22 protein-coding genes are annotated in these 21,799 nt (G+C 59.6%); 13 read left to right on the top strand and 9 right to left on the bottom strand.

All coding sequences use genetic code 11. The annotated features are described in order from the left end of the window. Window positions 1-333 precede the first annotated feature (333 nt). Entirely contained in the window at window positions 334-2,799 is a 2,466-nt protein-coding gene (locus FBZ97_RS04500) for a UvrD-helicase domain-containing protein (RefSeq protein WP_145316773.1), read from the top strand. A 334-nt stretch (window positions 2,800-3,133) separates the two neighbouring features. Further along, a complete protein-coding gene (locus FBZ97_RS04495; RefSeq protein ID WP_145317594.1) occupies window positions 3,134-3,412 on the top strand; it encodes a GIY-YIG nuclease family protein in 279 nt (92 codons plus the stop codon). Here the strand turns inward: FBZ97_RS04495 and FBZ97_RS04490 are convergent. Beyond that, window positions 3,392-3,754, bottom strand: a complete 363-nt coding sequence (locus FBZ97_RS04490; RefSeq protein ID WP_145316771.1) for a helix-turn-helix domain-containing protein — start codon at window positions 3,752-3,754, stop codon at window positions 3,392-3,394. The genes FBZ97_RS04495 and FBZ97_RS04490 overlap by 21 nt on opposite strands. A 149-nt stretch (window positions 3,755-3,903) precedes the next feature. Between FBZ97_RS04490 and FBZ97_RS04485 the strand changes: the two genes are divergently transcribed. After that, window positions 3,904-4,539, top strand: coding sequence for a glutathione binding-like protein (locus FBZ97_RS04485; RefSeq protein ID WP_145316769.1), 636 nt, complete (start codon window positions 3,904-3,906; stop codon window positions 4,537-4,539). Window positions 4,540-4,671: 132 nt separating this feature from the next. Here FBZ97_RS04485 and FBZ97_RS04480 read toward each other — a convergent pair whose 3' ends face one another. After that, window positions 4,672-5,409 (bottom strand): SDR family oxidoreductase, encoded by a 738-nt coding sequence (locus FBZ97_RS04480; protein WP_145316767.1) that lies wholly within the window; start codon window positions 5,407-5,409, stop codon window positions 4,672-4,674. A 145-nt stretch (window positions 5,410-5,554) separates the two neighbouring features. On the opposite strand from FBZ97_RS04480, the gene FBZ97_RS04475 reads away from it, so the two are divergent. From FBZ97_RS04475 to FBZ97_RS04460, 4 genes are all read left to right on the top strand, one after another. Continuing rightward, the gene (locus FBZ97_RS04475; RefSeq protein ID WP_145316765.1) at window positions 5,555-6,169 is read left to right on the top strand and encodes a TetR/AcrR family transcriptional regulator; all 615 of its coding nucleotides are present in this window, start codon (window positions 5,555-5,557) and stop codon (window positions 6,167-6,169) included. A 233-nt stretch (window positions 6,170-6,402) separates the two neighbouring features. Continuing rightward, on the top strand, window positions 6,403-7,686 hold the full coding sequence (locus FBZ97_RS04470) for a sugar MFS transporter (RefSeq protein WP_145316763.1): 1,284 nt from the start codon (window positions 6,403-6,405) through the stop codon (window positions 7,684-7,686). Between the two features lie 111 nt (window positions 7,687-7,797). Continuing rightward, entirely contained in the window at window positions 7,798-8,421 is a 624-nt protein-coding gene (gene pncA / locus FBZ97_RS04465; protein WP_113390620.1) for a bifunctional nicotinamidase/pyrazinamidase, read from the top strand. 81 nt (window positions 8,422-8,502) lie between these two features. Continuing rightward, the gene (locus tag FBZ97_RS04460) at window positions 8,503-9,588 is read left to right on the top strand and encodes a glycosyltransferase family 1 protein (RefSeq protein ID WP_145316761.1); all 1,086 of its coding nucleotides are present in this window, start codon (window positions 8,503-8,505) and stop codon (window positions 9,586-9,588) included. Between the two features lie 6 nt (window positions 9,589-9,594). Here the strand turns inward: FBZ97_RS04460 and FBZ97_RS04455 are convergent, their stop codons facing one another. Together FBZ97_RS04455 and gcvA are read right to left on the bottom strand one after the other, a co-directional pair. Next, entirely contained in the window at window positions 9,595-11,133 is a 1,539-nt protein-coding gene (locus tag FBZ97_RS04455) for a hypothetical protein (RefSeq protein WP_246661691.1), read from the bottom strand. A gap of 13 nt (window positions 11,134-11,146) precedes the next feature. Continuing rightward, window positions 11,147-12,037: a transcriptional regulator GcvA gene (gcvA, locus tag FBZ97_RS04450; RefSeq protein ID WP_145316759.1), complete on the bottom strand. Its 891-nt coding sequence runs from the start codon at window positions 12,035-12,037 to the stop codon at window positions 11,147-11,149. A gap of 124 nt (window positions 12,038-12,161) precedes the next feature. On the opposite strand from gcvA, the gene FBZ97_RS04445 reads away from it, so the two are divergent. The 3 genes from FBZ97_RS04445 to panB all read left to right on the top strand — a co-directional run bounded on the left by FBZ97_RS04445 (window position 12,162) and on the right by panB (window position 14,777). After that, window positions 12,162-12,866 (top strand): SDR family oxidoreductase, encoded by a 705-nt coding sequence (locus FBZ97_RS04445; RefSeq protein ID WP_145316757.1) that lies wholly within the window; start codon window positions 12,162-12,164, stop codon window positions 12,864-12,866. Between the two features lie 212 nt (window positions 12,867-13,078). Next, window positions 13,079-13,954, top strand: coding sequence for a pantoate--beta-alanine ligase (gene panC, locus FBZ97_RS04440; protein ID WP_145316755.1), 876 nt, complete (start codon window positions 13,079-13,081; stop codon window positions 13,952-13,954). Window position 13,955: 1 nt separating this feature from the next. Beyond that, window positions 13,956-14,777, top strand: a complete 822-nt coding sequence (panB, locus tag FBZ97_RS04435; RefSeq protein WP_113351981.1) for a 3-methyl-2-oxobutanoate hydroxymethyltransferase — start codon at window positions 13,956-13,958, stop codon at window positions 14,775-14,777. Window positions 14,778-14,784: 7 nt separating this feature from the next. Here panB and FBZ97_RS04430 read toward each other — a convergent pair whose 3' ends face one another. Then, a complete protein-coding gene (locus FBZ97_RS04430; RefSeq protein ID WP_145316753.1) occupies window positions 14,785-15,036 on the bottom strand; it encodes a DUF2164 domain-containing protein in 252 nt (83 codons plus the stop codon). Window positions 15,037-15,270: 234 nt separating this feature from the next. On the opposite strand from FBZ97_RS04430, the gene FBZ97_RS04425 reads away from it, so the two are divergent. Both FBZ97_RS04425 and FBZ97_RS04420 read left to right on the top strand, forming a co-directional pair. Further along, complete coding sequence (locus tag FBZ97_RS04425; protein WP_145316751.1) at window positions 15,271-15,993, top strand: AzlC family ABC transporter permease; 723 nt, start codon at window positions 15,271-15,273, stop codon at window positions 15,991-15,993. A gap of 2 nt (window positions 15,994-15,995) precedes the next feature. Further along, the gene (locus FBZ97_RS04420) at window positions 15,996-16,307 is read left to right on the top strand and encodes an AzlD family protein (RefSeq protein WP_113390616.1); all 312 of its coding nucleotides are present in this window, start codon (window positions 15,996-15,998) and stop codon (window positions 16,305-16,307) included. A gap of 60 nt (window positions 16,308-16,367) precedes the next feature. On the opposite strand, the gene FBZ97_RS04415 is transcribed toward FBZ97_RS04420, so the two are convergent. Then, on the bottom strand, window positions 16,368-18,203 hold the full coding sequence (locus FBZ97_RS04415) for an aminopeptidase P family protein (RefSeq protein ID WP_145316749.1): 1,836 nt from the start codon (window positions 18,201-18,203) through the stop codon (window positions 16,368-16,370). Window positions 18,204-18,547: 344 nt separating this feature from the next. On the opposite strand from FBZ97_RS04415, the gene FBZ97_RS34275 reads away from it, so the two are divergent. Further along, window positions 18,548-18,688, top strand: a complete 141-nt coding sequence (locus FBZ97_RS34275) for a hypothetical protein (RefSeq protein ID WP_162711788.1) — start codon at window positions 18,548-18,550, stop codon at window positions 18,686-18,688. A 200-nt stretch (window positions 18,689-18,888) separates the two neighbouring features. On the opposite strand, the gene FBZ97_RS04410 is transcribed toward FBZ97_RS34275, so the two are convergent. From FBZ97_RS04410 to FBZ97_RS04400, 3 genes are read right to left on the bottom strand one after another with little or no spacing between them, the layout of a single operon-like run. After that, the gene (locus tag FBZ97_RS04410; protein WP_145316748.1) at window positions 18,889-19,767 is read right to left on the bottom strand and encodes a 50S ribosomal protein L11 methyltransferase; all 879 of its coding nucleotides are present in this window, start codon (window positions 19,765-19,767) and stop codon (window positions 18,889-18,891) included. A gap of 20 nt (window positions 19,768-19,787) precedes the next feature. Beyond that, window positions 19,788-20,936 carry an NAD(P)/FAD-dependent oxidoreductase gene (locus tag FBZ97_RS04405; protein ID WP_145316746.1) on the bottom strand — a complete coding sequence of 383 codons (1,149 nt, stop codon included), beginning with the start codon at window positions 20,934-20,936 and terminating at the stop codon, window positions 19,788-19,790. A gap of 7 nt (window positions 20,937-20,943) precedes the next feature. Then, the gene (locus FBZ97_RS04400; protein ID WP_145316744.1) at window positions 20,944-21,546 is read right to left on the bottom strand and encodes an SCO family protein; all 603 of its coding nucleotides are present in this window, start codon (window positions 21,544-21,546) and stop codon (window positions 20,944-20,946) included. Between the last annotated feature and the right edge of the window lie 253 nt (window positions 21,547-21,799).

Here is a 21,799-nt window from a genome sequence, read left to right as displayed (position 1 = left end):
ATGAAATCGCGTCGTTGGTTTTTGTGACCCCTCATCTACCCAGCGCACTTAACCGGGGGCCAATTTCGGCTCGGACGGCTCTATAAAGCAAGATTGTGCCCGATTTGCTGCAATATCGTGTTTTTGAGCATATGCCGCAAGTTTCGCCACAGATTATGACAAAGTTGTAATCTTGGTGCGGACAACGAGACGTTTTACCCGGTGAATGGGCCGACCCGTTTCCACATGAAAACAGCCGTCGATCGAGTCTTATGCCCTGTGAATGTGCACTTTTTGTTCTAGTTTCGGCCCGTTTCTTTTGCCTTTCGGGGTAGAATCATTACATTGGGCGGCATGACCATTGGACATGACGATATTCCCTTCTTTGACGAGGAGCCGGAGCACGTGGCGCCGCGCCGTTCCGCGCCGGCTGCCGGCAGCATTGGCGGCGGCATTGCGGCCCGCGCCATGGCAGCACGCGACAGCGGCCGCCGGCCCGATTATCTCTCAGGCCTCAATACCGAACAGGCGGAAGCCGTGGAAACGCTCGACGGCCCCGTGCTGGTGCTTGCCGGCGCCGGCACCGGCAAGACACGGGTATTGACCACTCGCATCGCTCATATCCTGTCCACCAACCGCGCCTTCCCCAGCCAGATCCTCGCCGTCACCTTCACCAACAAGGCGGCTCGCGAGATGAAGGAACGTATCGCGCTGCTGGTCGGCGGCGCAGTCGAAGGCATGCCATGGCTCGGCACCTTCCACTCCATCGGTGTCAAGCTGTTGCGCCGCCATGCCGAACTGGTCGGCCTCACCTCCAGCTTCACCATTCTCGATACCGACGATGTCGTCCGCCTGATCAAGCAACTGATCCAGGCCGAAGGGCTCGACGACAAGCGCTGGCCGGCCAAGCAGTTTGCCGGCATGATCGACACATGGAAGAACAAGGGCCTGAGCCCCACCGATATTCCGGAAGGTGACGCCCGCGCCTTTGCCAACGGCAAGGGCCGCGAACTCTATGCCGCCTACCAGAACCGCCTGAAGACGCTGAACGCCTGCGACTTCGGCGACCTTTTGCTGCATCCGATCAATATGTTCCGGCAGAATCCTGATATCCTCAAGGATTATCACCAGCGCTTCCGCTACATCCTGGTTGATGAGTATCAGGACACCAACACGGCGCAATATATGTGGCTGCGCCTGCTGGCGCAGCGGCAGAAAGGCGAGTCGCAGAATGTCTGCTGCGTCGGCGACGACGACCAGTCGATCTATGGCTGGCGCGGCGCGGAAGTGGACAATATCCTGCGCTTCGAGAAGGATTTTCCGGGCGCCAAGGTCATCAAGCTCGAGCGCAACTATCGCTCCACAGAGCATATTCTCGGCGCCGCCGCGCATCTGATCGCCCATAATGAGGGCCGACTCGGCAAGACGCTGTTCACCGACCGCTCCGATCCGGACGACATCAAGGTGCAGGTGCACGCTTCCTGGGATTCCGAGGAAGAAGCGCGCGCCATCGGCGAAGAGATCGAGCAGCTGCAGCGCAACAAGCACAATCTCAACGACATCGCCATCCTCGTGCGCGCCTCCTTCCAGATGCGCGAGTTCGAAGACCGCTTTGTCACGCTCGGCCTGAACTATCGCGTCGTTGGTGGCCCGCGCTTCTACGAGCGCCTCGAAATCCGCGATGCCATGGCCTATTTCCGCCTCGTCTGCCAGCCGGCCGACGATCTCGCCTTCGAACGCATCATCAATACGCCAAAACGCGGTCTCGGCGACACCACTGTCCGTGCGCTGCATGATTACGCCCGCGTGCGCGATATCCCGATGCTGGCGGCAGCGGCCGACATCATCGAGACGGATGAGATGAAGCCGAAGGCGCGCAAGGCGCTGTTCGACGTCGTGCAATCCTTCCGCCGCTGGCAGGGCCTGCTCGAAAACACGCCGCATACTGAGCTTGCCGAGCAGATTCTCGAAGAGTCCGGCTATACGGACATGTGGAAGAACGACAAATCGGCAGAAGCGCCGGGACGTCTGGAAAACCTCAAGGAACTCATCCGCTCCATGGACAGCTTCGAATCCATGCGCGGCTTCCTTGAACACGTCGCCCTTGTTATGGATGCCGAGCAGAACGAAAATCTCGACGCCGTCTCCATCATGACGCTGCACTCTGCCAAGGGTCTGGAATTCGACACCGTGTTCCTGCCCGGCTGGGAGGAAGGCCTGTTTCCGCATCAACGCTCGCTCGACGAAAGCGGTCGCGCCGGCCTCGAGGAAGAGCGCCGCCTCGCCTATGTCGGCATCACCCGCGCCAAGCGCCGCTGCCACATCTGGTTCGTCTCCAACCGCCGCATTCACGGCCTCTGGCAATCGACGATCCCCTCCCGTTTCCTCGACGAACTGCCGGAAACGCATGTTCAGGTCGCCGAAGTAGAGCAATCCTATGGCGGATATGGCCGCGGCGGCTACGGCCAGTCCCGTTTCGACAAGGCCGATCCCTTCGCCAACACCTATTCCACCCCCGGCTGGAAGCGCGCCCAGGCCAACCGCAACGATGCGACCCGCGACAACTGGGGCAGCCGCTCCGGCCACGCCGTCGAACGCATCGGCTACGGCGAAAGCGGTCCCAAGGTGCGCACCATCGACGGCGAACTGGTGGCCAAATCCACCTCCTCCGAACCCTCCAAATTCGCCATCGGCGACCGCGTCTTCCACATCAAGTTCGGCAACGGCAATGTGTCGGAGATCGAGGGCAATAAGCTGACGATCGAATTCGACCGCGCCGGGCAGAAGCGCGTGCTGGATGGGTTTGTGGAGAGGGTTTAATCGGCAAGGCTATCTGGTTTGGGACCAGAGGGTGGCCATCAACGGTTAGGCTGATTGTGGATATCCTTCCCACCCACACACTCCGTCATCCTCGGGCTTGACCCGAGGATCCACGCACAAGCGCTCCCATCGAATGCATCACTCACAAGCAAGCATGTAATGTAGATGTCGCTGCCGGCACGCACAGCGATCTAATTTGCATAAACATCAAGGCTTGTACTTGGATCCTCGGGTCAAGCCCGAGGATGACGGAGCGTGGGGTATAATAGGGTGGCAAACGCAAGCGCATTCTTTGCGAAGCAGCTCACCTCCCGCCAATAGCCTCTTGACGCCCATCCTCTCCGCTAGCATCACCAACCACAAACGCGGCACTTTATACATCGGCGTCACCGCTGATCTCGAGCGCCGCATCTACGAGCATCGTGAAGGCCTAACACCGGGCTTTGCTTGGAAATACGGATGCACACGGCTCGTCTGGTATGAAGACCACGCCGACATCGTTTCAGCCATACAACGCGAAAAATCGCTGAAACGCTGGTATCGCCAATGGAAGATCGAGCTGATTGAAAAGACAAATCCGGATTGGCGGGATTTATACCACGAGCTCTGGTGAAGCCGCAGGCTCCTCAATTCCCTGCGCATCCCGATCCTTGAGCCACAGCCCAAACTCCTTCACCACGGCCACCACCTTCTCCAGCCGCCGCCCATCCTCCGTCAGCGAGTACTCAACCTTCACGGGAATCGTCGGATAGACCGTCCGCCGGATCAGGCCCGCCTCCTCCAGCGCGCGCAGATCAAGCGTCAGCATCCTCTGCGAAATGCCAGGCATCAGCCGCCTCAGCTCGTTGAAGCGCTGGGGTCCATCGACCAGATAGGACACAATCAGCAGCCGCCAGCGGCCACCCAGCAAATGCATCGCTTCCTCGACGGAGCAGCCAGTTACGGTCTTTTTCATCGCGCATACCTCATGTGCACGATGGTATAATTTTTGTACCTAGATGTCAAACTTTTCCGTTCTTACTATTCTATACCGTGGAGATTACATGGTTCCGCGCCAGTCTTTCCGAGCGAAAGCTGGCACCGGAAACACCACGGAGACCCCTCGTGAAGCTCTACTATCTGCCCGCAAGCTGCTCACTCTCGCCCCATATCGTCATCAACGAACTTGGGCTGGACGTGGATCTGATCAAAGTCGACCACGCCAGCCACAAGACCGAAACGGGCCTCGATTTCTACAACCTCAACCCGCACGGCTATGTCCCCCTGCTCGATCTCGGCGGCGGCAATCTTCTGCGGGAGGGACCGGCGATCGTGCAATATTTGGCCGACCTGAAACCTGAGGCTGGATTGGCACCAGCCGCCGGCACGATGGAGCGCTACAAGCTGCAGGAAATGCTCGGTTTCTTGTCGACGGAAATCCACAAGGGGTTCATTCCGCTTCTCTATGCGCGGCTTGCGGGAAACTATGTCGAGACCGCTAGGCCGAAGCTTGAAAAGCGATATCAATGGATCGACGCGCATCTCGCCGATCGTCCCTTCCTGATGGGCGACAGATTCACGGTTGCCGACGCTTATCTGTTTGCATTGACAGGATGGGGTCAGGCTCCGTGGTTGAAATCCTATTACAAAGCCGGCATCCACTTCGACGCGCTGCATAATCTCGAGGCTTGGTACGGCCGCGTGCGACAACGGGAGGCCGTCCGGAAGTCCATCGCCGAGGAAGGATTGGCATTCGATTGAGCCCGCAACGGAGCGACGGGAAAGCCACTACGAGACAGTCCCGGTCTCGCAGTGGCATCATTCGGTGTCGCGATTTGTGGCAAGAAACGATCCTTCTGCCGCAAAGGCTTCTGCACCTCGCGCTACTCGATCTCAGTTGCGTCCGCCATTTGCCCTGATGATCTGGCCGTTGACCCAGCCGCTCCGCGGGCCGGCCAGAAACGATACGATCTGGGCGATGTCGTCAGGAATCCCGAGGCGCCCGAGCGGAATATCGTTTATCAGCCGCTGGATTAATGCCTCGGATCGCCCCTTGAACAGCAATTCGGTAGCGATCGGCCCTGGCGCGACCGCATTGACCGTGACACCGCGTGTGCCGAGTTCCTTGGCTAGGATATGGGTCATCGCCTCCACCGCCGCTTTGGTCGCCGCATAGACGCCGTTGCCGGGGGAATAGTGACCGATGATGCTCGTGGAAAGATTGATGATGCGGCCACCATCGCGCACCCGCTTCGCCCCTTCTCGCATCCCGTTGAAAGTGCCTGTCAGATTGACGGCGATTTGCTGCTGAAAATCCTCATCCGAGACCTCAGCCAGCGGCGAGAATTTGCTGATCCCGGCATTGTTGACGAGCACGTCGACCGTTCCGAATTCCGCTTCGGCGCGATCGAACAATGCCGTTATTGCCGCGGCGTCGCTAACATCGGCACGGATTGCAATCGCGCGGCCGCCTGCCGCCGTGATGCCGGCAACAACATCGGAGGCCTCTCCGGAACTCGATGCGTAATTGACGACGGTCTGAAAGCCGTCTTCGGCAAGCTGCCTCGCAATGGCTGCCCCAATCCCTTTGGATGCGCCGGTTACGATCGCCGTTCTAATTTCGTTGGGCATGCGTCAATCTCCTTGTCGTTCGCACACGCGTTGTCGACCATGCCCGGGCACTCAATCCCGGCATGTCGCTTAAACGCTTGTTTCGTTGGGTTGCGAACTGTAATATGAGCGATAATTCGCTTTTTGCTACTCGCATTCCAGGAACATGTCCGAAGGCCCTCTCCATAGCCGCGCCGCGCCGAGAAAAGCGCCAAGACAAGCCCGCTCGCTCGCAACAGTCGAGGCGATCGTGGAGGCTGCAGCTCGCATTTTGGAGGAGCACGGCCATGAGGCCTTCTCCACCAATGCCGTTGCAGAAAAGGCCGGCGTCAGTGTCGGCTCGCTCTATCAATATTTTCCGCGCAAGGATGCGTTGATCGGAGCCTTGATCCTGCGCGAGACTTCGCGTCTCGTCGCAGAGGCGGAAATTGCCGCCGACAAGCCCACGGGCAGCGAGGCCTTGTCGGCGCTCATCCTCCCTTGCGTCGAGCAGCAGCTTCGCCGGCCGGCGCTAGCCCGCTTGCTCGATTTCGAGGAAGCGCGCCTGCCGCTGGATGCCGCCACCGAAGCGGTCAAAAGGCGCTTCTTCGAGCTCACCCGCGCAACCCTGCTGCGGCCGGATCTGCCGCCGCAGGCCGATATCGATGTGGCGAGTCGCGACGTGGTCGCCATCATCAAGGGAATGGTGGATGCCGCCGGGGAGCATGGCGACCAGGACAGATACCAGCTGGCTCTGCGCGTGAAACGCGCCGTTCTCGGCTATTTGCACAGGCTCGACTGACATCCGCAGACATTCCGCTCTTGCAAGTGATTGCATTGCAGCATTGCAAAATCCGCATGCCTAGCAAGCTACCAATAGCGGACCAATCGATTATATCGATTGAAGCGGCTTCGGGATTCTGCGTTTCCCGCGGTATCTCGGCAAGCCGCTGCCAGCTCTTCTTTCGGCCCGTTCGGGCTTTCGTCCGGCTCGAATCTCGAAGCCTGGCAACAACAAGAACCGAGGATAAAAAAGTGGCTGGCTCAGCAACAAGCTCTGCGCCCACCAGCGCGCGTGCATCCGCACACCAAGGCCAGGGCAATTACCAATTCGCGCTTATCGCACTCACCTCACTCTTTTTCATGTGGGGCTTCATTACTTGCCTGAACGATATTCTGGTCCCGCACCTGAAAAGCGTCTTTCAGCTCAATTACACGCAGGCAATGCTCATCCAGCTTTGCTTTTTCGGCGCATACTCCATCATATCGCTGCCTGCCGGCACACTCGTGAAGCGCATCACCTATAAATGGGGCATCGTCGTCGGCCTTGCGATCGCGGCTGTCGGCTGCGCCCTGTTCATTCCTGCCGCCACGTATCGCGTCTACGCCCTTTTCTTGGGCGCACTTTTCGTGCTCGCCACCGGCATCACGATCCTGCAGGTTGCCGCAAACCCCTATGTCACCGTATTGGGACCTCCGGATACGGCCGCCAGCCGCCTGAACCTGACGCAGGCCTTCAACTCGCTCGGCACGACGATTGCCCCCTACTTCGGCGCGATGTTGATCCTGTCTGCCGCGACTGTTGCAGCCACCAACGCGACACCGGAACAGCTCGACGCCATGCGGCTTGCGGAAGCCGGCGCGGTCAAATTCCCCTATCTGCTCCTTGCCGCCGCTTTCCTGGTACTCGCGGCCGTCTTTGCGGCGCTGAAACTCCCGCAAGTCGAGGATGAGGAGACCATCGAGCCAATGCGCGGCGGCGGCTCTGCCTGGCAATACCGCCATCTCGTGCTCGGCGCTGTCGGCATCTTTGTTTATGTCGGTGCGGAAGTCAGCGTCGGCAGCTTCCTGGTCAACTTCCTGAGTCAGCCGGATATCGCTCATCTCTCAGAGGCCGATGCCGCCCATTACGTCTCCTATTTCTGGGGCGGCGCCATGGTCGGACGCTTCGTCGGCTCGGCAATCATGCGCCACATCGATGACGGCAAGGCGCTTGCCTTCAATGCTGTCGCCGCGATCATCCTCCTGCTGGTGACGGTGCTGACGACAGGCCATGTCGCCATGTGGGCCGTGCTGGCGATCGGCCTCTTCAACTCGATCATGTTCCCGACGATCTTCAGCCTCGCGCTGCACGGTCTCGGCAAATATACGAGCCAGGGCTCGGGCATTCTGTGCCTTGCCATTGTCGGCGGCGCGATCCTGCCTGTTATCCAGGGCGGCCTTGCCGATACGATCGGCATCCACCTGGCCTTCCTGATGCCGATTATCTGCTACATCTACATTGCCTTCTATGGGCTCAAGGGCCACAAGCCGGCATAAGCCTTCACAAACCATCGCGCCTCGCCGCCTTCATCGGCGGGGCGCAAAAGGCTTGATCCGAAGCGCGCCACTTGGCATCGTGCAGCGCAACAAAACGGAAGGACAGGTCTCATGAAAGCGCTGCTGCTCATCGACATCCAGAACGGCTTCTGCCCTGGCGGCAACCTTCCAGTTCCAGAGGGACACCAGGTGGTGCCCGTCGCCAATAAGCTCATCGACAGCGGCCAATACGATCTCATCGTCGCCTCGCAGGACTGGCATCCGGCCGGTCACGGCAGCTTCGCTTCCACTCATCCAGGCAAAAAACCTTTTGAGATCGGCACACTGTCAGGCAAGCCGCAAATGATGTGGCCCGACCACTGCGTTCAGAATACGGAAGACGCAGCCTTCCATCCCGACCTCCATATGGCCGCCGTCGATTTCATTCAGCAAAAAGGCCAGAATCCCGCCGTCGACAGCTACTCCGCCTTCCGCGACAACGATCAGGCTGCCCTCACCGGACTGGCCGCCTATCTACGCAACAAAGGCGTCACCGAACTCGACCTTTGCGGGCTGGCAACCGATTATTGCGTCAAGTTCTCGGCGCTCGATGCCGTTGAAATGCTGCCCGGCGTCACAGTCCGCTTCATCGAAGATGCCAGCCGAGGCATCGATCCCGCCGGCGTCAAATCGGCAATCGACGAGATGCGAGCCCGCGGCGTCACCATTGCCAGCAGCAAGGACGCGCTTGCGTAAAATCGCGCGAAGCAAGCTAAACCTTCTCTAAATAAAATGGTGCAAGCTATGTCCCATCAATAAGATATCGGGATCTTTAGCGTGCAGTCGATTGTCATCAACGGGCGTTTTCTCGGCCAGCCTCTGTCCGGTGTACAGCGCTTTGCGCGCGAATTGACCCTGGCGCTTGATCGCAAGATCTCCTCAGGCGCGCTGCCTGCCTCTCTGAAAGAGGTGCGCTGGCGTCTGGCGGTGCCGCGCAATACGCCTGTCGACATGAGGCTTTCGGCGATAGAAATCGATAGTTTCGGTTCCGGCCCCGGCCATCTCTGGGAGCAAACATCGCTGCTTTCGCACTCGCGCGGCAGCCGCCTGATCGGCTTTGGCGGCAGCGGCCCACTTCTGCATCGCCGCCAGGCCGTCGTCATCCATGACGTGACGATCTTCCGCCATCCGCAGTCCTTCAAGCGCAGCTACCGCCTGCTGCATGGCGCCCTTGGAACCGTGCTGACGCGCACCGCTAAGATCGGTACCGTCTCCGAATTCTCGCGGCAGGAGCTCGCCTCGGTATTCCGGGTGCCATCGACTGGTATCGATGTCGTCTACAATGCCGTCGATCATTATGCCGCCATCGAGCCGGATGAGGCCGTCATGCAGCGGCTTGGTCTGAAAACCAACGGCTTCTTCCTACTCGTCGGCACGATGAAGCCGAACAAGAACCTCGATTTCGCCATTCGCGCTTTCGAGGCGCTCAAGGATATCAATCAGAAGCTCGTGGTCGTCGGCGGCTCCGCACCGACCGTGTTCAAATCGGACAACCAGCAATCGAGCGACAGCATGCTCTTCCCCGGCAGGCTCGCCGATGCAGAAATCGCTGCCCTGGAGCGCCATGCCACAGCTTTCGTTTTCCCGAGCCTTTACGAAGGGTTCGGCATCCCGCCGCTGGAGGCGATGACCCAGGGCTGCCCAGTCCTTGCCGCCGATATTCCTGCCGTGCGTGAGGCGTCGGGCGATGCCGCGCTCTACTTCGATCCCTTCCGACAGGAGGAACTTGTCTCCGCCATGCGGCGGATCGCGACGGACGAGACATTGCGCCAGGATCTGCGTCGACGCGGCCATGAGAACGTTACGCGCTTCTCCTGGGATGGCAGCGCAGATCGCGTCCTGTCCATTCTGGAAGATCTCTAAGAGATTTCAGGACCGGGACTGCGGCCGGTACATGGTGACGAAATAGCTGTAGAGGCCGAGCAGGCAGAAGAGCGCGCCCCCGACAACGCCGATAGCCACAGATATCCAGAGCGAATAGCCAAAACCGGCAGTTGCCAGCACCGGCAGGGCCAGCCCGATGCCCGACAGAACGACGGGCGGCCAGACGAAATCGAAGGCAAGAGACATCATCACCTTGACGCCAATCGTCATGGCACAAAGCGCGCCAATCATGCCGCCGGCCATGAGGCCAGCATCGCAGAAGGAACCGAGATAACCGCCGATGAGCGTGCCCGCATTCAGCAGCGCGCAATCCAGCGCCGCGAGCAGGAAGATCGTCAATAGCCGATGCTGCAGATGCGCCGGGGTGGGCATCATGTTGGCCGTCAGCGCGCGGCATATCGCAAGGCCGATGACAAAGGGGGCGACGGCAAGAAACTCCTTGCGCAAACCGGCGGCAATGACCAATTGCCCGACCGGCTGTAGCAGCGCGAAAATGCCGGCGGCGGTCATCAGCGTCAAACCGGTCAGCAGCGAGTAATATTCCCCAAGCTGCTTGGCAAAGGCAGGGGTTCGCTCATCGCGATCATAGGTCGTGACGACATCGGGATATTGAATGGCCTGCAGCGCAGAGACGATCAGAACGAAGGGTCTCTGCAGCAAATCGAGCGCCAGAAGTGCGCCGGCAGCGCCACCCGCTCCCAGCGTGGCCGTGAGAATCGATTTCAATCCCAACGGCGTCAACATGCCGATAATGGAGGCGCTCGCGGCAACGCTGCCATAGACGAAATGCTTGCGTACCAGCGCCTTCTCGAACGAAGCCGCCTCGTGAAGACTGTTGCGGCTCAGAAAAGCGGCAAGGAGCCCATAAGCAAGATAGCCGGCCATCAGACCGATGACGGTGCACGTGAAAGTCTGAGCAACGGCAGCGCCCGCAAGCGTGCCGATTGCCAGAATCGTCGCGCGCGACCCCTGCAGCCGCGAAAAAACGCGAAATTCCTGACGGAAGCGCAGCATGGTGAGATGCAGATCGCTCCCGCCCTGGAAGATCGCAACCAGGCCGCCAAGCACGGCCATCTCTGCCGAGACCGAAAAGAGGATCGAGACGGAAGCGGCGATCAGGCAGATTGCCGAGCATGCCGCGAATTCTACCGTCAGCGCCTTGCGCTCCAGTGCCTCGCTCCCTGGCCCTTGCCCCGGATAGAAGCGACTGCAGGCAAAGCGAACCCATTCGAAGCAGAGGATCGCCGCAAACTGGCTGATCGAGATAAACAGTGAATAGGCCGCATAGTCCGCCGGAGCCAGCAGATGTGCCACCGCGATCAGCAGCCCGAAAGCCACCGCCGCCTGATAGAAATATGCCGCCAACGCCACGATCTTTGCCATAGCGGCAGCTAACAGGAAAAGATTGAGGAAAGCGCTAACCCCGGAGGGGCAATTGCAGCACTCGGCAGCGCGATCACGCTTGATGCGCCACTTTGCCAGCCTGCGGCCTTCCAGCGATGAAAACTTCCACGGTCGCACCACCAAGTGGTATCCGCTATTTCCTGCTCGCTTCTCCCCTCATCCAGTCGATCACCGTCTCAAGCGCTGCGGATTTGCGATAGCGCGGCCAGACGAGATAGAAGTCGGATGGACCGCTTAGCGACCCCCGGATAACCTGTGTTAGACGGCCTTCCACCATATCTCGCGCCACGAAATCGCGGTTGGCGAGGACGATTCCCTGCCCCGCAATGGCCGCTTCTATCGCATGCGATGTCTGGTTGAAGCTGATCCCTTTATAGGAGGCGTGGACTGCCCGCCCGAAATGCTTGTCGATAAATTCTGGCCAGGAATTATGGGCGTCATGGAGAAGTGCATAGTCGGCGAGCTCTTCCGCCGTCTTCGGTGACTTTCGGTGATGCAGCAGCGTCGGGCTGCAAACGGCGATGATCTCTTGCTCGAAAAGCAGTTCGGTCGCCAACCCCGGCCCGAAAGGCGGTCGCCCATATCGAACGGCAAGATCCACTCCATCCGCTTGAAAGCCCGACATACGGTCCGTGGCCAGGATATGAAGATCGAGATCGGGATGACGAGCCGTAAAATCCGGCAGGCGCGGGATCAGCCATTTCGATGCGAATGTCGGCGTGGTGCTGATGGTGAGCCTTACGGGTTGCGGCTCGAGATCGCTGGTCGCTTGAGCGATGATTTCGAAAGCGCGCCTGATATCGGCGATATAGCCCCGCCCCTCGCCCGTTAGCACCAAAGACCGCGGCATCCGCTCGAACAGCTTTACGCCCAGCTCGGCTTCCAGCCCGCGGACTTGCTGTGCGACCGCACCCTGCGTAACTCCGAGCTCTTCGGCCGCCAGCCTGAAACTGCAATGGCGCGCAGCGACCTCGAATGCCTTCAAGGCATTCAGGGAGGGAAGTTTACCCGGTGAACCATTCATGCGATAGTTTTTCTACTGACAGATAAGAGTTTAGCTGCTTGGCCCTCACGCGAAGAAGATGATATTTCATCGGTAGATTTAGGGCAATCGATCCTGCGGGAGCCAGACGAGAAGGGAAGCACAGATGTCGATAGAAAAAGTGGCTATTATCACAGCGGGCGGCAGCGGCATGGGCGCTGCAAGCGCTAGGCGCCTTGCCGCCGATGGCTTCCATGTCGCCATCCTCTCCTCCTCCGGAAAGGGTGAGGCGCTGGCTCAGGAGCTTGGCGGTATCGGCGTTACCGGCTCCAACCAATCTAACGACGATCTCAAGCGCCTGGTCGATGCGACGATGGAAAAATGGGCGCGCATCGATGTGCTCGTCAACAGCGCCGGCCACGGCCCGCGCGCCCCGCTCCTCGAGATTACCGACGAGCAATGGCACACCGGCCTCGATGTCTATCTCATGAACGTCATCCGTCCGACACGCCTCATCGCCCCCATCATGCAGAAGCAGAAAACCGGCGCGATCATCAACATCTCCACGGCATGGGCATTCGAGCCGTCGCCAATGTTCCCGACCTCGGGGGTATTCCGGGCTGGCCTTGCCTCCTATACGAAGATTTTCGCCGACACCTACGCCGCCGACAATGTGCGGATGAATAACGTCCTACCCGGCTGGATCGACAGCCTGCCGGCGACCGAAGAACGCCGCGACAGCGTGCCGATGCGGCGCTACGGCACCAGCGCAGAGATCGCCGCCACCGTCGCCTTCCTCGCCTCGGATGGTGCTGGTTACATCACCGGCCAAAACCTCAAGGTCGACGGCGGCCTGATGCGCTCCGTCTAGCCTACCCAAGACAGCATTATCTCGTTTTCGCTCTCTCAGGCACCGCTTGGGAGAGCGATTTTATTTGGAGCGCGATAGCGGAGATTAAATCGCCTTGGTTGGCCGGCCGCGGACGAATTGCCTTTCTGCATTGCACACGTTAGAAGTCCCGGCAATTTTTAGGGATGGAAACGGGCAATGCGGAAACGAATTGCTTGGGGAGGAGTGCCACGATGGAGATCGTTCACACGATAGCCGCTCTACGCGAACGGCTTGGCGAACACCGCAAAGCCGGCAGGCGCACCGGCCTGGTGCCTACCATGGGCTACCTGCATGCCGGCCACATGGAACTCGTCTCCCGCGCTAAGGCCGAGAACGACGTCGTCGTTACCTCCATTTTCGTCAATCCGCTGCAGTTCGGCGCCAATGAGGATCTGGCGAAATATCCGCGCGATCTCGAACGCGACAGCGCCATGTTGCGCGATGCCGGCGTTGACTATCTCTTCGCACCTGGCGTCACGGATATGTATCCGCGTCCAATGCAAACAGTGGTCGATGTGCCGAAACTTGGCGCGGAGCTGGAAGGCGCGGTTCGCCCGGGCCATTTCGCCGGGGTTGCCACCGTCGTCACCAAGCTCTTCAATATCGTCCTGCCCGACAGTGCCTATTTCGGCGAGAAGGATTATCAGCAAGTAACGATCATCCGCCACATGGTCGAGGATCTGGCCCAGCCTGTCCGGGTCGTACCGGTGCCGACCGTTCGCGATGCGGATGGCCTGGCCCTCTCGTCGCGCAATGTCTACCTGTCGAAGGAAGAGCGTGCCGCTGCCGTCATCATTCCCAAGGCATTGGCGGAAGCCGAGCGACTATATGATCTCGGGGTGAATGACCCCGCCGCACTCGAAGAGGCGCTGCGCGCTTTCATCGAAAAGGAGCCGCTCGCGACCGTGGAAGTCGCCGCCGTTCGCCATCCTGAAACGCTGGAACCATTGAGCAAACTGCAGGGGCAGCCAATCCTCATTGCCTTGTTCGTCCGCATCGGTACCACTCGTCTGCTAGACAACCGGGTCATCGGCCGCAAGCCATCAAACAACGAAAAGGCCGCCTGAGATGAGCACTGTCGGACATGCCAAGCGCATAACGCCCGCCGCCATCGAGGCGATGAAGGGCACGCGCCCGATCGTCAGCCTGACGGCCTATACGACACCGATCGCCCGTCTGCTCGATCCGCATTGCGACCTGCTTCTCGTGGGCGATTCTCTCGGCATGGTACTCTACGGCATGGAAACGACCGTCGGCGTCACGCTGGAGATGATGATCGCCCACGGCAAGGCCGTCATGCGTGGCGCCAATCATGCCTGCGTTACCGTCGACCTGCCTTTCGGCTCCTATCAGGAATCGAAGGAGCAGGCATTCCGCAGTGCCGCGCGCATCCTGAAGGAAACCGGCTGCGATGGCGTGAAGCTGGAGGGTGGCGAGGAAATGGCTGAAACCGTGGCCTTTCTGACCTCTCGCGGTATTCCGGTCTTCGGCCATGTCGGCCTGATGCCGCAGCAGGTGAATACGACCGGCGGTTATCGCTCGCTTGGACGCTCGGACAAGGAAGCAGACAAGATCCGGCGTGACGCCAAGGCGATCTCGGAGGCCGGCGCCTTCGCAATGGTGATCGAAGGCACGATCGAGCCGCTCGCCCGCGAGATTACCGCCGCCGTTGCCATTCCCACCATCGGCATAGGTGCATCTGCCGCCTGCGATGGCCAGATCCTCGTTTCCGACGACATGCTCGGCCTGTTCAACGATTTCAAGCCGCGCTTCGTCAAGCATTTCGCAGAGCTGGCGCCCATGATCTCGAAAGCGGCTGAAGCATATGCCGAGGAAGTGAAGGCCCGCACTTTCCCGGCTATTGAGCATACGTTTCAGCCAAAAAAGTGAACCGCCCTCAGCTCTTGGCCGGCTCCTTCTCCAAAAGATAGATCGCTTCGCCGAAATCCTCCATCTTGCTCATCAATGCTGCATGGGCATCCCGCAAGCCCTGATTGTAGTAGTAAGGCCCGATCTCTGCGGTGAAGAAATCGAGCAGGAATTCGGCTGGCAACGAGCCGAGCGTCTGATCCAGCTCGTCGGCGAAATAGCGCTGAAGGCGGGCGACCATGGCTGCCTTCTCCTCCTTCGCAAAAGTGATCTTCTTCATCTTTCCATCTCCCATTTTTGCGAGCGGCTCCAAGTGCTGGATCAAGGAAATCAATTGATCCATCAAGGAAATTCAATTGCTGGCTCTAAAGGCACGGCTTACACCTCCGGCCATTGAACCGCGCGGCAGCAAATGCGCAAGGGTGCAACCATCGTTGCTTCCATGCGGAATGCCCGCCCTCGACACGACATCTTGGCGAGAGCGCCGGATTTCCCACAAAGGACAAAGCGGACCATGAGTCGCGCGGAATTTCTTGAAGGCTTGAAGGGCGGCATTCCCGTCGGCCTCGCTGCTGCACCCTTTGGCGCCCTTTTCGGCGCGCTGGCGCGCGATCAGGGCATGTCCCTTGGCGAACTAACCCTGATGAGCAGCACCGTCTATGCCGGCGCCAGCCAAATGGTGGGCATCGACCTCTTCGGCCACAATGTTCAGGCTTGGCTCATCGTGCTGTCGATCCTGGCGGTGAACTTCCGCCATGTGCTCTATTCGGCGGCGATCGCTCGCTACATCAGGCACTTTTCCGCAGTGGAGAAATTCTTCACCTTCTTCCTGCTGGTCGACCCGCAATTCGCCGAGACGATCAAGCGCCATGAAAGCGGCAAGCCCGTAACCTTCGCCTGGTACATTGGCTTTGCGGCGGTAATCTATATTCCCTGGGTGGTGGTGAGCCTGATCGGCGGCCTTCTCGGCGGTTTCATCGGCGATCCCAAAGCGATCGGCCTCGACATTCTGCTGCCGGTCTATTTCCTCGGCATCGTCATGGGCTTCCGCACGCGCGACAACTTCCTGCCTGTCGTGGCGGTCAGTGCCGTAGCATCAGCCATCGCCCATCGCTATGTCGGCTCGCCCTGGCATGTCAGCATCGGCGCATTGGCAGGCGTCACGCTTGCGGCCTTGCTGCCGCCGGTGAAAGCGAACCGCAAACCCGATCTCGCGCACGAAAGTCACGAGGTCTGACCATGTTCGATTTCAATTCGCATATGGTTCTGCTGATTGCGGCTGCAGCGGTGGTGACCTTCCTGACGCGCATCGGCGGCTATATCCTGATCGTCAAGATGACCCGCATTCCACCGCGTGTCGAAGCCGCGCTGAATGCCGTGCCCGCCGCCGTACTCACGACCCTCGTCGCACCCGCCTTCTTCATCGGTGGCTGGGACACGAAGGTGGCAATGTTTGCCGCCCTTCTCGTCGGCCTGCGCTATCCATCGACCTATATGCTGGTCGCCGGATGGATCGTTGTCATGGCATGGCGCCATTCCATAGGCGCTTGAGACGGACCCCATCCCTTTCGAGATCGGATGAGGTCCATATTTCTCAATGGCTGAGCTTTCTCAATGGCTGAGCGCGAGCGTGGCATTTTCCAGCCACGCCCGTACATCATGATCATGGATCAGCGGCATCAGCGCTTCGCGCGTCCGGGCGTGATACTCGTTCAGCCAATGCAGCTCCTCGTGTGTCAGCAGCTCGACGAGAACCAGACTGCGGTCGATCGGGCAAAAGGTCAAAGTCTCGAAGCCCAACATCGGCATGTCACCACCCTCGATCTCCTCCGGCTCACGGATATAGATCAGGTTTTCGATGCGAATGCCGAAGTGACCAGGACGATAATAGCCGGGTTCATTGGACAGGATCATGCCGGGAAGCAACTCCTGCACGGCGAGGCGCGCAATGCGCTGCGGGCCTTCATGGACGGAGAGATAGGAACCGACGCCGTGGCCCGTGCCATGCGCGAAATCGACGCCCGCCTTCCAGAGCGCGATCCGCGCCAGCGGATCGAGATCGCAACCGCGCGTACCCTTCGGGAAGCGCGCTGTGCTGATGGCAATCATTCCCTTCAGGACCAGCGTGAAGAGACGCTTGTGCTCTTCCGATACGGCACCGATGCCAACGGTGCGGGTGATGTCGGTCGTACCGTTGATATATTGCGCGCCTGAATCGATGAGGAACAACTCGCCTGCCTGGATCAGCCGGTCACTCGCCGTCGTCACGCGGTAATGCATGATGGCCGCGTGCTCGCCGGCACCGGAGATCGTATCAAAGGAGATGTCCTTGAGCGGGTTCTGCATGCTTTCGCCGACGCGGGCACGGCAGGCTTCCAGCCTTTCTGCCGCGGCGATTTCGGTCACCGTTCCCGGCTTGCTCGTCTCCAGCCAATAAAGGAATTCGACCATCGCAGCCCCATCCTGCAGGTGCGCCGCGGCCGATCCGTTGATTTCGGCGGCATTCTTGCAGGCACGTGGCAGCTTGGCGGGATCACTGCCCTCGACGACCTCTCCACCTTCACGACGAATGATATCGGTCAAGGCAAAGGAAGCGAGATCCGGATCAACCAGGATTCGCCCACCATTCGCGGCCGCAGCGGCCAGACGCTTGGTAAGTTCGGCAGGCGGCAGCTGCTTGCAGATCTGCGCGAGATAAGCTTCAGCCTCGACCTTGGTCTTGCGCTTGTCGAGGAAAAGCGCCGCTTCTCCTTCCGCATAGATGATGGCGCGGGCCAGAGGATGCGGCGTGTGCGGCACGTCGCTGCCGCGGATATTGAAGATCCAGGCGACAGAAGACGGATCGGTAATCAGCGCCGCCTTGAGATTCTTTTCCTTGAGGCCGCTTGCAATCGTTGCAAGCTTGTCCTTGGCGAGAATGCCGGCCTGAGCGATGTCCTGAATGATAACATTGCCCAGCGGCTCGGCCGGCCGGTCCGTCCAGAGCCTGTCGAGCGGATTATGGGGCAGGAAGACGAGCTTGCCGTCGATCTCAGCCAGCGCCTTTTCCAGCCGGCGCACTTCCGCGCCCGTATGCAGCCATGGATCGACACCGAGTCGGAAGCCCTTCTTCGCATGACGCGGCAGCCAGACATGCGGCGGCTCATTCACTAGATTGCCGCCAGTAAAGACGCTGCGGTCCACCTGTTCGGCAAGCTGCGTCACATACCGGCCATCCACAAAGACCACGGCCTGAGAGTGTGTGATAAGCGCAACACCCGCCGATCCTGTAAAGCCCGTGAGCCATGCGAGACGCTCCGAGCATTTAGGCACATACTCGCCTTGATACTCGTCGGCCCGCGGCACGAGGAAGCCGTCAATGCCGAGATCGCCGAAGGCAGCGCGCAAACCGGCGACACGCTCGCGACCGAATTGCGGGGTGGAAGTGACGTCGAAAGACTGAAACATGAGCTGATCCGAGACTGGTGGAGATTCCGTGAAACCGAATATTGCCAGTATGTTAGAGCATCACAATCGGAAGTGCGACGTGATTTTCGATCCCTGAGACGATATGCGTGATTACAGGCACATCACACCACATGAGAGCAGTCCATCCCAACTGCGGCCGTTAACGAATCCGCCCATTTCGTGAGCATGCCAGTTCGAATATGACAACTTCACGGCGCGAAACATGCATATCACGCATAGCTCCCATGAAGCTTCCCCCCTGCCACGTCGGCGGGCGAGTCGCTATATCCGCCGCATCAAACGGGGTTCACGAAGAACCAGCTCAAAACCAAGGACTTATGACAATGCCTATCTCTCGCTCCGCATATGTTAGCCCGGCGCTGGCTGGCGAGCGTCGCACCGTACGCCACTCCGTCGGCTCGCTTCGTCAGCTCGAAGTCGAAACCGCAAAGGCAATCGGTGCCAGCCGCGGCGGTCGCCGTTAAGAAGTTTACGATCTACGCGTTCGAAGTCGATCGCAATCCGGTTCTCCTCCTCCCTCTCGGATTGTGATCAGAACGCTTAGAGCCCGCTTGAGCACTCCTCCTCCACACGCTCGCGGGCAAGATCGGTGAAAACCGATCTGAAGGCGGTGCCTCGGCACCGCCTTTTTTATTTGCGATTGTTGATGCGGGAAGTGACCGGCTTAGGGCCGGTCGAGATGGATGGTGACCCAGCCGTTGCGCCAGATCGTGCGCACATGGCGCAGGTGGGCGCCGTTATAGGCGGAGAGAACCTTCCACCGCTGCTCGGCAAGGATACCCGACAGGATGACCGAACCGCCCGGCGCCAGATGCGCCACGAGCTGCGGCGCCATCTTGATGAGCGGGCGCGCCAGAATATTGGCGATGATCAGGTCGAACGGCCCATGGCGGGAAAAGGCCGTGGAATGGAATCCCGGCGCGGTCTCCAGCGTGACACCCGAGGCGATGCCGTTGCTGCGGACATTTTCCTTCGCGACGCGGACGGCGACCGGATCGATATCAGTTGCCAGAACCGGAATGTTGCGCAGCTTGCGCACGGCGATCGCCAGCACCCCGCTGCCCGTACCGAGATCGAGCGCATTGCGCACGCGGCGGCTCGCAACAACCTTTTCGATCGTCTCCAGGCAGCCCGCAGTCGTCCCATGGTGACCGGTGCCGAAGGCCTGCCCGGCTTCGATTTCGATGGCGATGTCACTAGGCCCGACCTTGTCGCGATCATGCGAACCGTGCACGAGGAAACGGCCTGCACGCACCGGCTTCAATCCTTCCAGCGACTTGGCGATCCAATCGATATCGGGAAGCACTTCCTTTTGAATGACGAGATCAGCAAAGGCAGGCTTCAGGAGCGCTTCGAAACGTCCGCGGACCCCATCCTCATCTGCGGCATAGAGATAGATCGACGCTTCCCAGACATCGTTCTTTTCATCGATCTCCGTCGTTGCGATCGGCAATTCTTCGTCTTCGAACACCGGCGTCATCAGGTCCAGAACCTGACCGGCCTTCTTCTCGGTCGTCGTCACATAAAGGCGGATTTCACTCAACTCGTCGCTCTTTCTCGTTCTTATTCAGCCCAGTCGATCCAGGGCGGTTTCGGCGTGTCATAGCCGGCCACACCCCGAAGCAATTGCCGGCGGACCGGGCCAAAGCGCAGCAATAGCGGCGCAAGGAAATTACGCGCCGCAACTGCCAGCGGGCTTTGCATCGTCACCAATCGCGTTAGGCCATAGGTCTGTTTCAAGACCTGCTTCACGGCGGGAACTCTCAAGGCCGAATACTCCTGTTCGCGGCCTTCCGCAATGAGCCAGGCAAGCCAGCAGGCATCTTCGATGCCGAGATTCATACCGCGAGCGCCGGCCGGCGAATGGATATGCGCGGCGTCGCCGGCAAGAAAGACATTGCCCTTGGCCATCGGCTCGACATGCCGGAAGTGGATGCGAAACTGCGAGGCCCATGTCTTTTCGGCAATGGCGGCCGGATGAGCGATGCGGCTTTCGAAATCCTCCAGCGTCGAGATATAGCGAATGATGTCGGTCGTAACAGGCAGGCGCCCGACCATGCCAGGATCGAAGAGCGATATCTCGGCAAAATGCGTGTCGACCGGCTCCGCATAGCGAAAATCGGCAAGATAGAAATAAGCCTCCAGCGCCTCGCCCGGGAAGCCGGCACCTAATGCCTTGCGCACTGCCGAATGGGCGCCGTCGGCGCCGATCAATATGTCGGGCCGCACCGTTTCCGACGTTCCGTCAGCCCGGCGTAGCGTAACCTCCGGCTTTTGAAAGTCTGCGATAGCTTCTGCAACCACGGCCGTCTGCCATTCAGGCGAGATGCCATAGGCCGAAAGCGCCTCCATCAGCTCGCGCTCCGTACTTCCCTGCGGCAGGGCACAAACAGCGCTGAAGCGACCTTTCACCTCTCGTGTATCTAGCCGGATCAGAATCTTCCTATTCGAGCGGACCCGAAACTGCTCGATCGGCTGCGCGGCGGCGATGATGCGCTCCGCAACACCGGAAGGAGATAGCAGCGTCAGCGTGCGGGCGTTGACGCCGAGCGCCCGGCTTTCCTGCAGCGGCGTCGGACCTGTGCTGTCATCGACGATACGCGGCGAGAAGCCGCGACGGGCGAGCTCAAGGGCGGCGGCAAGGCCGACCGGCCCAGCTCCTGCGATCAGGATGGATTTGGATTTTCCCTGTCCACCAGTCCCCTCGCCCATGCAGGTCCTATCCCTTCTTGACCAGGTTCTCCAGCTTCTTCACCGCCACGTCCGGATCCTCCTCATAAGCGATGGTTCCGGCAAAGCGGCCCTGCGAATCCAGCAGGAAGACGGAAGCGGTGTGATCCATCGTATAGTCGCCATTCGGTTGCTTATCATCGACCGGCACTTTCTTGGCATAGACACGGAAGCCCTTGACCATATCCATCACCTTGGCGGGGTCTCCAGAAATTCCGGTGATGCGCTTCGATACGTTGGAGACATATTGGTCCATGATGGCGGGCGTATCGCGCTCGGGATCAACAGTCACGAAATAGGCATTGAGTTTGCTCCCGTCGGGATCCACTTTCTGCAGCCAGGCGTTCAGCTCGAACAGCGTCGTCGGGCAGACATCGGGGCAATGGGTATAGCCGAAGAAAACAGCTGACGGCTTGCCGCGGAACGCCTGCTCGCTGATCGGCTGGCCGCTCTGCGAAACGAGGGTAAAGGGCACGCCATAAGGCCCGGATGACGTGACTTCCGGCGACTTGCCGCCGCCAAAGCTAAACCAGCCCAATAGTCCGGCCACGATCAATACGGCCACCCAAACTGCAATCCGCGCGCTTCTCATGAATGCTATTCCTCACCGATACGGACAATTGCGCCGAAAGCACGGTGCAATCGACCTGCTAGCCGATGTAACGGCTCGAAGTGGAGGACGCAATTCAAGAAGATGTTCAGAGGAGGCCGAAATCGTCGCAGTACGTGGTTCCGGGGTTTTCCAAGCCTTGATCGCTCCATTTCGCCGCTCTTCTTGGGCCGGAGAAACAAAATCTGTTTTCATGTTAAACCAATCCTAACCAGTCCGCGCCAACATCTGCAGC

Origin of the sequence: Rhizobium sp. ERR 942 (assembly GCF_007828395.1) — a bacterium.
GTDB classification, from domain to species: Bacteria; Pseudomonadota; Alphaproteobacteria; order Rhizobiales; family Rhizobiaceae; genus Rhizobium; species Rhizobium dioscoreae.
Note: the sequence above shows the minus strand (reverse complement) of the source record. Positions and strands in the feature narration are given on the sequence as shown.

What these genes read in the sequence shown, in the direction of transcription:
- FBZ97_RS04415 (WP_145316749.1), bottom strand. Translation starts at nt 18,203, where the DNA reads ATGTTTCAGTCTTTCGACGTCACTTCCACCCCGCAATTCGGTCGCGAG.
- FBZ97_RS04480 (WP_145316767.1), bottom strand. Translation starts at nt 5,409, where the DNA reads ATGCCCAACGAAATTAGAACGGCGATCGTAACCGGCGCATCCAAAGGG.
- FBZ97_RS04425 (WP_145316751.1), top strand. Translation starts at nt 15,271, where the DNA reads ATGAGTCGCGCGGAATTTCTTGAAGGCTTGAAGGGCGGCATTCCCGTC.
- FBZ97_RS34275 (WP_162711788.1), top strand. Translation starts at nt 18,548, where the DNA reads ATGCCTATCTCTCGCTCCGCATATGTTAGCCCGGCGCTGGCTGGCGAG.
- FBZ97_RS04475 (WP_145316765.1), top strand. Translation starts at nt 5,555, where the DNA reads ATGTCCGAAGGCCCTCTCCATAGCCGCGCCGCGCCGAGAAAAGCGCCA.
- FBZ97_RS04420 (WP_113390616.1), top strand. Translation starts at nt 15,996, where the DNA reads ATGTTCGATTTCAATTCGCATATGGTTCTGCTGATTGCGGCTGCAGCG.
- pncA (WP_113390620.1), top strand. Translation starts at nt 7,798, where the DNA reads ATGAAAGCGCTGCTGCTCATCGACATCCAGAACGGCTTCTGCCCTGGC.
- gcvA (WP_145316759.1), bottom strand. Translation starts at nt 12,037, where the DNA reads ATGAATGGTTCACCGGGTAAACTTCCCTCCCTGAATGCCTTGAAGGCA.
- FBZ97_RS04405 (WP_145316746.1), bottom strand. Translation starts at nt 20,936, where the DNA reads ATGGGCGAGGGGACTGGTGGACAGGGAAAATCCAAATCCATCCTGATC.
- FBZ97_RS04400 (WP_145316744.1), bottom strand. Translation starts at nt 21,546, where the DNA reads ATGAGAAGCGCGCGGATTGCAGTTTGGGTGGCCGTATTGATCGTGGCC.
- FBZ97_RS04430 (WP_145316753.1), bottom strand. Translation starts at nt 15,036, where the DNA reads ATGAAGAAGATCACTTTTGCGAAGGAGGAGAAGGCAGCCATGGTCGCC.
- FBZ97_RS04490 (WP_145316771.1), bottom strand. Translation starts at nt 3,754, where the DNA reads ATGAAAAAGACCGTAACTGGCTGCTCCGTCGAGGAAGCGATGCATTTG.
- FBZ97_RS04500 (WP_145316773.1), top strand. Translation starts at nt 334, where the DNA reads ATGACCATTGGACATGACGATATTCCCTTCTTTGACGAGGAGCCGGAG.
- panC (WP_145316755.1), top strand. Translation starts at nt 13,079, where the DNA reads ATGGAGATCGTTCACACGATAGCCGCTCTACGCGAACGGCTTGGCGAA.
- panB (WP_113351981.1), top strand. Translation starts at nt 13,956, where the DNA reads ATGAGCACTGTCGGACATGCCAAGCGCATAACGCCCGCCGCCATCGAG.
- FBZ97_RS04445 (WP_145316757.1), top strand. Translation starts at nt 12,162, where the DNA reads ATGTCGATAGAAAAAGTGGCTATTATCACAGCGGGCGGCAGCGGCATG.